Here is a 12,106-nt window from a genome sequence, read left to right as displayed (position 1 = left end):
CCTCGCGCCCGCGGACGGCACCGCAGCCTGACGGGTTCCGGAGAGCAGCTCAGGGAAGCAGGTCGGACAAGAGGTCGCCCTCCGTCGCCAGCCGGGTCGCGACCTGCTCGCCGGTGAGCTGGGTGAGCGCGTCTGCGTCCTGCGCCCCTGCCTCGACCTCGGCCCAGGTGCGCGGCGCCGCCGCCCACGGATCCTCGCGGCCACGCATCGAGTAGGGGCAGATCGTCGTCTTCGCGGCGACGTTCTGGCTCCAGTCGAGGAAGACCTTGCCCGGGCGCAGGGTCTTGGTCATCTTCCACAGCACGAGGTCCGGATGGGCCGCGGTCATCTCCTGCGCCAGCTGCTGGGCGAGGTCGCGCACCTGGGCGCTGGTCAGGTCCCCGCCGAGCGCGGCGTAGAGCTGCATGCCCTTGCTGCCCGACGTCACCGGGTAGAGGTCCAGCCCGAGCCGGCCGAGCCGCTCGCGCAGCAGCAGCGCCACCCGGGCGCACTCGTGCAGCCCGGCCGGGGCGCCGGGGTCGAGGTCGAGCACGAGCCGGTCGGGGTTGACCGGGGAGTCGTCCTCGTCGACCTGCCACTGCGGCACGTGCAGCTCGATGCTGTTGAGGTTGACCAGGTAGGTCAGCTGGGCCAGGTCGGTGACCAGCGGATAGGTGACGTCGTCGATCCGCACCCGCGGCAGCCACGAGGGGGCGCCGGAGGGCAGGTTCTTCTCGAAGAAGCTGAGGTCCTCTACCCCGTGCGGGTAGCGCACCCGGGTCACCGGCCGTCCGGCCAGATGGCGCAGCAGCGTCGGACCGACCTGCGCGTAGTAGCTGAGGATCTCCCCCTTCGTCGTCTCGGTGGCGGGGTACATGACCTTCTCCAGCGAGGTCAGGCGCAGCCGGCGGCCGGCCACCTCGACGCGGGTCACCTGGGTCTCAGGCATCGCTCACCTCGTGCAGGTCGGCCGGGTCCAGGTCGTGGCGCACCCCGACCACCGACGGCTGGCGCAGCTTGCCGGTATCGCCGCGACCGAGGCTGCGCACCTCGAGGACGACGGTGGGCTCGGTCCAGGTCGTACCGGCGGCGTCCTCGCGGGGCACCGGGGTGCTGAAGGGGGAGTCCGCTCGGGGGACCAGCCGCTCGCGCAGCCGGGCGCCGGTCTGCCCGGCCAGGCCGGAGCCGACCCGGCCGGCGTAGGCCCAGCCGCCGGAGCCGTCCGGGATCCCGGCCAGCACCGCCCCGAGCCGCCCGGAGCCCTCCGCGCCGGTCTCCGGACGCCAGCCGCCGACCACCACCGAGACCGTGGGGCGGTGCGCCAGCTTGCGCCAGTCGGGCGAGCGGCGGCCGGGCGCGTAGGGGGCGTCGCGGCGCTTGGCGACCACCCCCTCCAGGCCCTGCTCGGCGGTCACCGCGAGCAGCTGCTCCCCGTCCTCGTAGACGTCCGGCACCTGCCACCGGGGCCCGTCCAGCTCGAGCTGCTCCAGCAGGACACGGCGGGCGTGCCAGGGCTGGGCCGTGAGGTCCTGGCCGAGCAGCCGGAGCAGGTCGAAGGCCATGAGGGTCACCGGCCGCGTGGCCACCAGGCGGCGTGCCCGACGGGCGTCCCCGACGTGCATCCGCTCGGCCAGGGCGGCGAAGGAGGGCAGCCCGTCGGCCAGCGCGATCACCTCGCCATCGAGCAGGAAGTCCTCGTAGGTCTGCGCCAGCGGCCACAGCTCGGGGTAGGCGGCGGTGACGTCCCGGCCGCTGCGGCTGGTCAGCGTGAGCTGTCCGTCGCGGGCGTCTGCGAGCACCCGCATCCCGTCCCACTTCACCTCGTACGCCCACCCGGCACCGACCGGGAGCCGGTCGGTGGCGGTCGCCAGCATCGGTCTCACGGCGCTCATCCTGCCGCAGCGCACCTCAGCGGTCGTGACGTCGTCGCCGGTTGGGGGCATGCTTGGGGCATGCGAGCGATCTGGAAGGGCGCGGTCTCCTTCGGCCTGGTGAACGTGCCGGTGCGGCTGTACTCGGCCACCGAGAACCACGACGTGCAGTTCCGGCAGGTGCACGCCGCCGACGGCGGGCGGATCCGCTACAAGCGCTTCTGCAGCGTGGACGGCCAGGAGGTCTCCTACGACGACATCGCCAAGGGGTACGAGACCGAGGACGGCGAGATGGTCGTGCTCACCGACGAGGACCTGGCCGAGCTGCCGACCCGCTCCAGCAAGGAGATCGCGGTCGAGAAGTTCGTGCCCGAGGAGCAGATCGACCCGATGCTGCTGGAGAAGTCCTACTACCTCGAGCCGGACAAGGCGGCCACCAAGCCGTACGTGCTGCTGCGCGAGGCGCTCGAGGTCGAGGGGCGCGTGGCCATCGTCACCGTCTCGATCCGCACCCGGATGACGATGGCCGTGCTGCGGGTGCGCGACGGGGTGATCGTCATGCAGACCATGCTCTGGCCGGACGAGATCCGCAGCCCCGACTTCGCCGGCCTCGACGAGGCGGGCGAGGCCAGCGAGAAGGAGATGGCGATGGCCCGGGTGCTCATCGACGAGCTCGCCGGGGAGTACGACGCCTCCGACTACGAGGACGACTACGCCGCCGCGGTGCAGGCGCTGGTGCGGGCCAAGGTCGAGGGCGGCGAGGTCGAGAAGCCCGCCGAGGACGAGGAGGACTCCGGCGAGGTCGTCGACCTGCTCGCCGCTCTGGCGAAGTCGGTGGAGAAGGCCAAGGCCGCCCGCGGCGAGGCACCCAGCGGATCCTCGTCGTCGTCAGAGGAGACGACGTCGACGAAGGGCACGACGTCGAGCACCACGAAGAAGTCGGCCACGAAGTCGTCCGCCAAGAAGTCGACCGCCAAGAAGACCACCGCCAAGAAGACCACGAAGAAGGCACCGGCGACGAAGAGCACGAAGAAGGCGCCGGCGACGAAGAAGAAGGCCTCCTGAGGTGCCCGAGGGGCACACCCTGCACCGGATCGCCCGCGACCTCGGCGCCGCCTTCGTCGGCACCACGCCCGAGGTCACCTCGCCGCAGGGGCGGTTCGCCGCCGGGGCCGCGCTGCTCTCCGGCCGCGAGGTGCTGGACGCTCGGGCGAACGGCAAGCACCTCGTCGTCGAGCACGCCGGCGAGGCGCTGCTGCACGTCCACCTGGGGCTGATCGGCACCTTCACCATCGACGCCACCGCCTACGTGGGGGAGCGGCCGGTGGTCGGGCAGGTCCGCTGCCGGATCGCCACCGACGAGCACGTCGCCGACCTGCGCGGCCCGAACGTCTGCGAGGTGATCACCCCCGAGGACGAGGCGGCGATCGCCGCCCGGCTCGGCCCCGACCCGCTGCGCGCCGACGCCGACCCGGACCGGGCCTGGGCGCGGATCCACCGTTCCAGCAAGCCGCTGGCCGCGCTGCTCATGGACCAGCAGGTGCTCGCCGGCGTCGGCAACGTCTACCGCTGCGAGGTGCTCTTCCGGCACCGCCTCGCTCCGTACACCCCGGGCACCAAGGTCAAGCGCCGCTCCTGGGAGGCGGTCTGGGACGACCTCGTGCGGCTGCTGCCGCTGGGCGTCGCCACCAGCCGGATCGTCACCCTGCCCGAGCAGGTCGAGGAGGTCGAGGCGGCGCTCGCCCGCGGCGAGGGCGTCCACCTCGACGAGCGCTCCAGCTACGTCTACAAGCGCACCGACCAACCCTGCCGGGTCTGCGGCTCGACGATCCGCTCGGCCGAGATCGCCGGCCGCACCCTCTACTGGTGCGGGCGCTGCCAGCGCCGCACCTGAGCGCGCGTCGCCGCCGCCCGTGACGGGGCGTCGACCGGCCTCGTAGGGTGGAGGCATGAGCGTCGTGAAGATCAACGCCATCTCCGTCCCCGAGCCGGCCCGTGAGGAGTTCGAGCGCCGCTTCGCCGCCCGCAAGGGCGCCGTGGAGGGGTCCGCGGGCTTCGAGGGCTTCCAGCTGCTGCGCCCGACGAAGGGGGAGGACCGCTACTTCGTCGTCACCCGCTGGGCCGACGAGGAGTCCTTCGCCGCCTGGCGCGACGGCGACTCCCGGGCCGCGCACGGCGGCAACGGCAAGCCCGTGGCCAGCGGCGCCGACCTGCTGGAGTTCGACATCGTGCTCGACGTGCCGCCCGGCCCCGCCGAGGCCGCGCTCCGCTGACAGCGAACACGGCCCGCCGCGGCCCGTCGGTGGAACAGCCCGGCCCGGGCCCGCGTTGATCCGTCTGAGGCGCCACCGCCGACCTCGTCACGGGGCCGGTACAGGGGGCGCGGATAGCATCACAGCCGAACGGCTGACGTAGAGGGGATGACCCAATGTTCGAAAGGTTCACCGACCGGGCACGACGTGTCGTGGTCCTCGCCCAGGAGGAGGCCCGCCTCCTCAACCACAACTACATCGGGACCGAGCACATCCTGCTCGGCCTCATCCACGAGGGCGAGGGTGTCGCCAGCAAGGCGCTGGAGTCGCTCGGGATCTCCCTCGAGGCCGTGCGCGAGCAGGTCCAGGACATCATCGGCCCCGGCCAGCAGGCCCCCTCCGGGCACATCCCCTTCACCCCCCGGGCGAAGAAGGTGCTCGAGCTGAGCCTGCGCGAGGCGCTGCAGCTGGGCCACAACTACATCGGTACCGAGCACATCCTGCTCGGGCTGATCCGTGAGGGCGAGGGCGTCGCCGCCCAGGTGCTCGTCAAGCTCGGCGCCGACCTCGGCCGGGTCCGCCAGACCGTCATCCAGCTGATCTCCGGCTACCAGGGCGGCAAGGAGGGCCAGGCCGCGGGCGTGGCCGCCGGCGCCGGCCAGGCCGAGGGCCAGCCGGCCGGCTCGCTGGTGCTCGACCAGTTCGGCCGCAACCTCACCCAGGCCGCCCGCGACGGCCAGCTCGACCCGGTGATCGGCCGGGAGAGCGAGATCGAGCGGGTCATGCAGGTGCTCAGCCGCCGCACCAAGAACAACCCGGTGCTCATCGGCGAGCCCGGCGTCGGCAAGTCCGCCGTCGTCGAGGGCCTGGCCCAGGACATCGTCAAGGGCGACGTGCCCGAGACCCTCAAGGAGAAGCAGCTCTACACCCTCGACCTCGGGTCGCTGGTGGCCGGCTCCCGCTACCGCGGTGACTTCGAGGAGCGCCTGAAGAAGGTGCTCAAGGAGATCAAGACCCGCGGCGACATCGTGCTCTTCATCGACGAGATCCACACCCTCGTCGGCGCGGGTGCGGCCGAGGGCGCCATCGACGCGGCGAGCATCCTCAAGCCGATGCTGGCCCGCGGCGAGCTGCAGACCATCGGGGCGACCACCCTCGAGGAGTACCGCAAGCACATCGAGAAGGACTCGGCCCTGGAGCGTCGCTTCCAGCCGATCCAGGTGGCCGAGCCGACGCTGGCGCACGCCATCGAGATGCTCAAGGGCCTGCGGGACAAGTACGAGGCGCACCACAAGGTGACCATCACCGACGCCGCCATCGTCGGCGCGGTGACCATGGCCGACCGGTACGTCAACGACCGCTTCCTGCCGGACAAGGCGATCGACCTCATCGACGAGGCGGGCGCGCGGCTGCGCATCCGCCGGATGACCGCGCCGCCGGACCTCAAGGAGTTCGACGAGAAGATCGCGGCGGTGCGCCTGGAGAAGGAGTCGGCCATCGACGGCCAGGACTTCGAGAAGGCCGCGCGGCTGCGTGACGACGAGAAGAACCTGCTGCGCGAGAAGGCCCAGCGCGAGGAGGAGTGGAAGGCCGGCGACATGGACGTCGTCGCCGAGGTCGACGAGGAGCTCATCGCCGAGGTCCTGGCCGCCTCCACCGGCATCCCGGTCTTCAAGCTCTCCGAGGAGGAGTCGACCCGGCTGCTCAACATGGAGACCGAGCTGCACAAGCGGGTCGTCGGCAACGACGAGGCGATCAAGGGTCTCTCCCAGGCGATCCGACGCACCCGCGCCGGCCTGAAGGACCCGCGCCGCCCCGGTGGCTCGTTCATCTTCGCCGGCCCCACCGGCGTCGGGAAGACCGAGCTGGCCAAGGCGCTCGCCGAGTTCCTCTTCGGTGACGAGGACAGCCTGATCACCCTCGACATGAGCGAGTACTCGGAGAAGCACACGGTCAGCCGTCTCTTCGGCAGCCCGCCCGGCTACGTCGGCTACGACGAGGGCGGTCAGCTCACCGAGAAGGTGCGCCGCAAGCCGTTCTCCGTGGTGCTCTTCGACGAGGTCGAGAAGGCCCACCCGGAGATCTTCAACAGCCTGCTGCAGGTGCTCGAGGACGGCCGCCTGACCGATTCCCAGGGTCGGATGGTCGACTTCAAGAACACGGTGATCATCATGACCACCAACCTCGGCACCCGGGACATCTCCAAGGGGACGATGGGCTTCGCCGGCGGGTCCGACGGGCGCACCGACTACGAGCGGATGAAGAACAAGGTCAACGACGAGCTGAAGAACCACTTCCGCCCGGAGTTCCTCAACCGCGTGGACGACACCATCGTCTTCCCGCAGCTCACCCAGGAGGAGATCGTCCAGATCGTCGACCTGGAGATCGCCAAGCTGGACGGCCGGCTCAAGGACAAGGACATGGGCATCGAGCTCACGCCCGCGGCCAAGGAGCTGCTCGCCAAGCGCGGCTACGACCCGGTGCTGGGTGCCCGCCCGCTGAAGCGGACCATCCAGCGGGAGATCGAGGACGTGCTCTCGGAGAAGATCCTCTTCGGCGAGCTCAGCTCCGGCGAGATCGTCGCGGTCGACACCGAGGGCGAGGGCAAGCAGGCGACCTTCACCTTCGCCGGGGCGCCGCACGCCCGGTCCATCGACATGCCCTTCGTCGAGGCCGGCGGCGAGAGCGGCCCGACCGAGTGACTGTCACCCGCTGACACGGCGGAAGGGGGCAGGGAGAGCGATCTCCCTGCCCCCTTCGTCGTGCTCGCGAGGTGTTCGACCCGGTCAGCCCGCCGGCGGGGCCCAGCGCGGGTCGCGACCGATGAAGGCGATCAGCCGGTCGGTGGCGTCGGCGTCCGCCGGCTCCGGCTGCTGCTCGCCGAACTGACCCGAGGCGCGGATCATCTCCTCCATCGAGGACAGCCCCTGGTGCAGCTCGGCGGCGTAGTCGGGGTCCAGTCGGTCCGGTCGTCCGCCGGCCCGGGCCAGGTCCCAGGTGTGCATGAAGACGTCCGGGGTGTAGAAGCGGTCGACGACGTCGGCCACCGGCATCGTCCCGGTGTGCTCGCCGGTGTGGCTGAGGGCGGCGGTGGCCGGGTCGTCGAGGATGTCCTGGACCTGGGCGTCCAGGGCGTCCCAGGTGGCCGCGGGGTCCTCGGCGACGCTCGGCAGCGGCGCCAGGGTCACCTCCGCACCACCGGAGAGCATCATCGGGAACCACTCCGCGAGGTGCCCCACGACGTCGCGGGCCGACCAGCCGGCGACCGGTGCGGGCGCGTCCCAGTCGGTGACCGCGGCCACCACCGCCGAGAAGCGGGCGGCGATCTCGCGGTGGCGATCGGCGGCGTCGAGCGCGGCCAGGGGAGTCTCGGTGCTCATGCCGACGATCCTGCCGCGGCCGAGCCCTCGGTGGCCAGCCCCTCGGCGACCAGCGCGTCCAGCGACTCGTACCCCTCCTGGATGCCGACCTCCATCCCGGAGGCGAGCATCCCCTCGCGCGCCTCGAAGGAGTCGACGAGGCTCTGGGCGTGCAGCCGGGTCCAGCCGTCGCCGAGGTCCTCGAAGGTCAGCGTCTCCAGGGACACGCTGTCGGGCATCCCCTCGAAGGTGAAGGTCTGCACGATCCGGTCCGGGCGCACGTCGTGGAAGCTGCCGTAGAAGGCGTACTCCTCGGTGCCCTGCTCGCCGGTTCGGGTGTTCACGAAGCGCCAGCTGCCGCCGCGGGTCGCCTCCCAGTGCTCGATCCGGGTGCCCAGCTCGTGCGGGCCGACCCAGCGGGCGTAGAGCTCCGGGTCGGTGTGCGCGCGGAAGAGCTGCGCCGGGGTGGCCCGGAAGTCCCGGGTGATCCGGATGGCCGGCACCTCCGGGTCGGCCTCGATGCGCGCGGTGGTGAGGCGGGTGGTCTGCTCGCTCATGATCCTGCTCCTTCGGTGATGGTGGTGCTGGTGGTGCTGTCCTCGGCCAGGAGGGCGTCGAGCCGGGACATCGGCTCCTCGGCGCGGCGCTGGTGCTCGTGCACCCAGGCGGTCAGCTGTCCCAGGCGCTCGGCCACGAGATGCACCGGTCGGCGCTGCGCCTCGCGGCTGCGGGTCACCAGTCCGGCGTCCTGCAGGACCTTGAGGTGCTTGCTCACCGCCTGCAGGCTCATCTCGTACGGCGCGGCCAGGTCCCCGACCGTGGCGTCCCCGATGCTCAGCCGGGCGACGATGTCGCGCCGGGTGGGGTCGGCCAGGGCGGCGAAGACCCGGGACAGGTCGTCCGTGGCCATCGATCCCTCCTTCGTCATCAACCAATCGGTTTAATACGAAGGTAGACCCGTCCTCGCTCCTATGTCAACCAGATGGTTGATAAAGGAGCGCCGTCCGACGACAGGGGCGGCGGAGGAGGGGGGGCGGCCTCAGAGGGCGGCGAGCATGCCCTTCATCTGGTCGACCTGCTTCTGCTGGGTGACCGTGATGTCGTCGGCCAGCTCGCTGGTGCGCTCGTCGCGACCCTGCTCGCGCACGTCGTCGCACATCTCGACCGCGCCCTCGTGGTGCGCGATCATCAGCTCCAGGTAGAGCCGGTCGACCTCGGCGCCGTCGGCCTCGGCGAGCTCGGTGAGCTCCTCCTCGGTGGCCATCCCGGGCATGTCGGCATGCCCCGAAGCGTGGTGGTCGCGCATGCCGAAGGTGGGGTTGCTGGCCTGCGGCGGAGGCTCCTCGCCCCAGGCCTTGAGCGAGCTCGCCATGCCGTCCATCTCCGGGCGCTGCTCGTCGGTGATCCGCGAGGCGATGTCCTCGACCGAGTCGTCGGTCAGGCGTCCCTCGACGAGGTCGCCCATGACGACCGCCTGGGCGTGGTGGACGATCATGTCCGTCAGGAAGGTGACGTCCGCGGCGTTGTGGCTGTCCGAGGAGGTGGCCACCGCATCGGTCCCGGTCAGCGAGGTGTTGCTCTCGCCGGGCCGGCCCGGCTGCAGCACCGGGGCGTCCTGCGGGCTGGTCGCGGTCGGGCTGCTGCCTCCCTCCGGCTCGCCCGAGCAGCCGGCCACCAGCGGCAGGCAGAGCGCGGCGAGCAGGGCGGCGCCGCGCTGCGTCGTCCTCATCGGCTCGTCCTCATCGGCCCGAATCTAGCCGCCACCGGCCCCTCCGAGACCACACCCGCTTCGCCCTCGTCGGCTCTTGACGATTCCTTGACGAAACCTTGAACGTCGTCGGAGGCCTCGCTGTGCGTGACCTGAGACACCCTGGGGTGATCGCCTCCGACCGGGGGCCGGAGGAGTCAGGAGAGCCGCTGATGCGCGCAGCCAAGAGCATCGGGATCATCGCCGCGGCGATGCTGGCGGTCGGGGCGGGTGCCCAGACCGCCGTGGCCGAGGGACCGAACGACCGGATCGGGGTCTCCGGCACCGACCTCGGGACGGACGAGATCGGCCGCAGCAGCAACCTCAAGCACCTGGCCAACCTCGACCCCACCGGGGTCCTGGCCACGGGCCTGGGCACGGACATCGCCTTCCAGGACGACAAGGCCTTCGTCGGCAACTACGACGGCTTCTCAATCATCGACATCCGCAACCCGAAGAAGCCCCGGACCATCGTCCAGGTGAGCTGCCCGGGGTCGCAGAACGACGTCACCGTCTCCGGGGACCTGCTCTACCTCTCCACCGACTCCAGCCGCAGCGACGACTCCTGCTCCTCGACGAGCCAGTCGGCGACGGTCAAGGAGAGCTGGGAGGGCATCAAGGTCTTCGACATCTCCGACGCCCGCAACCCGCAGTACGTCACCGCGGTCGAGACCGCCTGCGGCTCGCACACCAACACCCTGGTGCCGGGGTCGGGCAAGAAGGCGGGCAACGACTACATCTACGTCTCCAGCTACTCGCCGCGGGACACCTACCCGGACTGCCAGACCCCGCACGACCTCATCTCGATCGTCAAGGTCCCCAAGAGCAACCCGACCCGGGCGAAGGTGATCGACACCCCGAACCTCTTCCCCGACGGCGGCTACCCCGGGGCGCCCGGCCCCACCGAGATCGCCGACCGCTCGGCGACCACCGGCTGCCACGACATCACCGCCCTGCCGCACAAGGGCCTGGCCGCCGGCGCCTGCATGGGCGACGGGATCATCATGGACATCGACGACCCGGAGCGACCCCGGGTGATCGAGCGGGTCCAGGACACCGAGAACTTCGCCTTCTGGCACTCGGCCACCTTCAACGCCGACGCGACGAAGGTCGTCTTCACCGACGAGCTCGGCGGCGGCAGCGCCGCCACCTGCAACGCCGAGGTGGGCGAGAAGCGCGGCGCCAACGCGATCTACGACCTCTCCCGCAACGGCGCGCTCAGCTTCCGCTCGTACTACAAGATCGACCGGCACCAGGGCAGCACCGAGAACTGCGTCGCCCACAACGGCTCGATCATCCCGGTCGCCGGGCGGGACCTCATGGTCCAGTCCTGGTACCAGGGAGGGGTGAGCGTCTGGGACTTCACCAACTCGAAGAAGCCGCGCGAGATCGCCTACTTCGAGCGAGGTGCGCTGCCGGAGGGCGTCGGCATCGGCGGCACCTGGTCGACCTACTACTACAACGGGCACATCTACAGCTCGGACATCCGTCGCGGCTTCGACGTGCTGCGGCTGAAGGATCGGTCGACGAAGAAGGTCGACAAGGTCGTCATGGACGAGCTGAACGTGCAGAGCCAGCCGCGCTACAAGGTCCGCTGACCCGGTCCGCTGACCGAGCACGGCTCATCTCGACGCCACCCGGACCGTCCCCCTGCGGCCCGGGTGGCGTCGTCGTGCGCCCACGGTGCGAGATGATGGCCCGGTGAGCGATCCCCACGACCCTGACGACGTCCACGGCACCTGGGACTCCCGGTACGGCGGTGAGCAGATGTGGAGCGGGCGACCCAACTGGGCGGTCGTCGCCCTGGTCAGCGACATGGAGCCCGGCCGCGCCGTCGACATCGGCTGCGGCGAGGGCGCCGACGCGGTGTGGCTGGCCGAGCACGGCTGGCAGACGGTGGGCGTGGATCCCTCGGCGGTCGCGCTGGAGCGAGCCACCGCCTCGGCGCAGGCCGCCGGCGTCGAGGTCGACTGGGTCAACGCCACCCTCGAGGAGCTCACCCTGGAGCCTGGCTCCTTCGACCTGGTGACGGTCAGCTACCCGGCGCTGCGGCTGGAGGCCGCACCGATGGACCGGCTGCGGGCCCTGGTCGCCCCCGGCGGGGCGCTGCTGGTGGTCCACCACGCCGACGTCGACCGGGAGCGGGCGCTGTCGCACGGCTTCGACCCGGACACCCTGCTGCGCCCGCAGGACGTGCGCCAGGGGCTCAGCCCCTCCTGGGACGTGCTGCTCGACGAGAGCCGGCCCCGGCAGTTCTCCGGCGGCGCCGGCAAGCACCACCGCGACGACCACGTCGTGCTGGCCCGACACCGGCCCTCCCGCGACGTCATCGTGCGGCGGGCGACCACCCACGACGTCAAGGCGATCCGCGAGCTGGTGCGTCCGCTGGCGGAGGAACGGGTGCTGCTGGACAAGCACGCGGTCACCTACTACGAGGCGGTACCGGAGTTCCGGGTGGCCGAGATCGACGGCGAGGTCGTCGGCTGCGGCGCGGTGCACGTGCTGTGGCAGGACGTCGCCGAGATCCGCACGCTGGCGGTCAGCCGCGACCACCTGGGGAAGGGGGTCGGCGGCCACCTCATGGACTACCTCATCACCGACGCGCGCACCTACGGCGTGCGCCGGCTCTTCTGCCTGACCTTCGAGATCGACTTCTTCGTGCGGCACGGCTTCGAGGCGATCGACGGCCAGGCGGTCGACCAGGACGTCTACCAGGAGCTGCTGCGCTCCTACGACGAGGGCGTCGCCGAGTTCCTCGACCTGGAGTGGGTCAAGCCGAACACCCTGGGCAACACCCGCATGCTCCGCCAGCTCTGACCCACCACCCCCGACTCCCCCTGCGCAACTGCCCGGGCAATTGCCACCCCCCTGCGCAACTGCCCGGGCAATTGCCACCCC

The 12,106-nt window shown here is 71.1% G+C and carries 12 protein-coding genes and 1 pseudogene; 7 read left to right on the top strand and 6 right to left on the bottom strand.

Annotation, left to right across the window (positions count from 1 at the left end):
- Positions 1-49 precede the first annotated feature (49 nt).
- Positions 50-928 (bottom strand): non-homologous end-joining DNA ligase, encoded by an 879-nt coding sequence (ligD, locus tag BJY28_RS01975; RefSeq protein WP_179461515.1) that lies wholly within the window; start codon positions 926-928, stop codon positions 50-52.
- The gene (ligD, locus tag BJY28_RS01970; protein WP_218875545.1) at positions 921-1,853 is read right to left on the bottom strand and encodes a non-homologous end-joining DNA ligase; all 933 of its coding nucleotides are present in this window, start codon (positions 1,851-1,853) and stop codon (positions 921-923) included. The genes ligD (BJY28_RS01975) and ligD (BJY28_RS01970) overlap by 8 nt, the downstream gene beginning before the upstream one ends.
- Positions 1,854-1,931: 78 nt before the next feature.
- Here ligD (BJY28_RS01970) and ku point away from each other — a divergent pair, with 78 nt between their 5' ends.
- The 4 genes from ku to BJY28_RS01950 all read left to right on the top strand — a co-directional run bounded on the left by ku (position 1,932) and on the right by BJY28_RS01950 (position 6,804).
- The gene (gene ku / locus BJY28_RS01965; RefSeq protein WP_179461513.1) at positions 1,932-2,915 is read left to right on the top strand and encodes a non-homologous end joining protein Ku; all 984 of its coding nucleotides are present in this window, start codon (positions 1,932-1,934) and stop codon (positions 2,913-2,915) included.
- A 1-nt stretch (position 2,916) separates the two neighbouring features.
- Positions 2,917-3,744: a DNA-formamidopyrimidine glycosylase family protein gene (locus BJY28_RS01960; RefSeq protein WP_179461512.1), complete on the top strand. Its 828-nt coding sequence runs from the start codon at positions 2,917-2,919 to the stop codon at positions 3,742-3,744.
- Between the two features lie 55 nt (positions 3,745-3,799).
- Complete coding sequence (locus BJY28_RS01955) at positions 3,800-4,123, top strand: antibiotic biosynthesis monooxygenase family protein (protein WP_179461511.1); 324 nt, start codon at positions 3,800-3,802, stop codon at positions 4,121-4,123.
- Between the two features lie 155 nt (positions 4,124-4,278).
- On the top strand, positions 4,279-6,804 hold the full coding sequence (locus tag BJY28_RS01950) for an ATP-dependent Clp protease ATP-binding subunit (RefSeq protein WP_179461510.1): 2,526 nt from the start codon (positions 4,279-4,281) through the stop codon (positions 6,802-6,804).
- An 84-nt stretch (positions 6,805-6,888) separates the two neighbouring features.
- Here the strand turns inward: BJY28_RS01950 and BJY28_RS01945 are convergent, their stop codons facing one another.
- The 4 genes from BJY28_RS01945 to BJY28_RS01930 all read right to left on the bottom strand — a co-directional run bounded on the left by BJY28_RS01945 (position 6,889) and on the right by BJY28_RS01930 (position 9,190).
- Complete coding sequence (locus BJY28_RS01945) at positions 6,889-7,482, bottom strand: TIGR03086 family metal-binding protein (RefSeq protein WP_179461509.1); 594 nt, start codon at positions 7,480-7,482, stop codon at positions 6,889-6,891.
- Entirely contained in the window at positions 7,479-8,018 is a 540-nt protein-coding gene (locus BJY28_RS01940) for an SRPBCC family protein (protein WP_179461508.1), read from the bottom strand. The genes BJY28_RS01945 and BJY28_RS01940 overlap by 4 nt, the downstream gene beginning before the upstream one ends.
- On the bottom strand, positions 8,015-8,371 hold the full coding sequence (locus tag BJY28_RS01935; protein ID WP_179461507.1) for an ArsR/SmtB family transcription factor: 357 nt from the start codon (positions 8,369-8,371) through the stop codon (positions 8,015-8,017). Before BJY28_RS01935 ends, BJY28_RS01940 begins: the two co-directional genes overlap by 4 nt.
- Positions 8,372-8,500: 129 nt before the next feature.
- The gene (locus BJY28_RS01930) at positions 8,501-9,190 is read right to left on the bottom strand and encodes a DUF305 domain-containing protein (RefSeq protein ID WP_179461506.1); all 690 of its coding nucleotides are present in this window, start codon (positions 9,188-9,190) and stop codon (positions 8,501-8,503) included.
- A gap of 191 nt (positions 9,191-9,381) precedes the next feature.
- On the opposite strand from BJY28_RS01930, the gene BJY28_RS01925 reads away from it, so the two are divergent.
- The 3 genes and pseudogenes from BJY28_RS01925 to BJY28_RS01915 all read left to right on the top strand — a co-directional run bounded on the left by BJY28_RS01925 (position 9,382) and on the right by BJY28_RS01915 (position 12,025).
- Positions 9,382-10,806, top strand: coding sequence for an LVIVD repeat-containing protein (locus tag BJY28_RS01925; protein ID WP_179461505.1), 1,425 nt, complete (start codon positions 9,382-9,384; stop codon positions 10,804-10,806).
- A 169-nt stretch (positions 10,807-10,975) separates the two neighbouring features.
- Positions 10,976-11,359: pseudogene (locus BJY28_RS15975) on the top strand (class I SAM-dependent methyltransferase); the annotation flags it as partial.
- 147 nt (positions 11,360-11,506) lie between these two features.
- Entirely contained in the window at positions 11,507-12,025 is a 519-nt protein-coding gene (locus BJY28_RS01915; protein ID WP_179463882.1) for an amino-acid N-acetyltransferase, read from the top strand.
- Positions 12,026-12,106: the final 81 nt, after the last annotated feature.

This window comes from Janibacter alkaliphilus (assembly GCF_013408565.1).
GTDB lineage: Bacteria > Actinomycetota > Actinomycetes > Actinomycetales > Dermatophilaceae > Janibacter > Janibacter alkaliphilus.
Note: the sequence above shows the minus strand (reverse complement) of the source record. Positions and strands in the feature narration are given on the sequence as shown.

Bases quoted from the DNA above. Each gene is read 5' to 3' on its own strand.
- ligD (WP_218875545.1), bottom strand. From the start codon at position 1,853: ATGCTGGCGACCGCCACCGACCGGCTCCCGGTCGGTGCCGGGTGGGCG.
- BJY28_RS01950 (WP_179461510.1), top strand. From the start codon at position 4,279: ATGTTCGAAAGGTTCACCGACCGGGCACGACGTGTCGTGGTCCTCGCC.
- ligD (WP_179461515.1), bottom strand. From the start codon at position 928: ATGCCTGAGACCCAGGTGACCCGCGTCGAGGTGGCCGGCCGCCGGCTG.
- BJY28_RS01930 (WP_179461506.1), bottom strand. From the start codon at position 9,190: ATGAGGACGACGCAGCGCGGCGCCGCCCTGCTCGCCGCGCTCTGCCTG.
- BJY28_RS01955 (WP_179461511.1), top strand. From the start codon at position 3,800: ATGAGCGTCGTGAAGATCAACGCCATCTCCGTCCCCGAGCCGGCCCGT.
- ku (WP_179461513.1), top strand. From the start codon at position 1,932: ATGCGAGCGATCTGGAAGGGCGCGGTCTCCTTCGGCCTGGTGAACGTG.
- BJY28_RS01940 (WP_179461508.1), bottom strand. From the start codon at position 8,018: ATGAGCGAGCAGACCACCCGCCTCACCACCGCGCGCATCGAGGCCGAC.
- BJY28_RS01925 (WP_179461505.1), top strand. From the start codon at position 9,382: ATGCGCGCAGCCAAGAGCATCGGGATCATCGCCGCGGCGATGCTGGCG.
- BJY28_RS01945 (WP_179461509.1), bottom strand. From the start codon at position 7,482: ATGAGCACCGAGACTCCCCTGGCCGCGCTCGACGCCGCCGATCGCCAC.
- BJY28_RS01935 (WP_179461507.1), bottom strand. From the start codon at position 8,371: ATGGCCACGGACGACCTGTCCCGGGTCTTCGCCGCCCTGGCCGACCCC.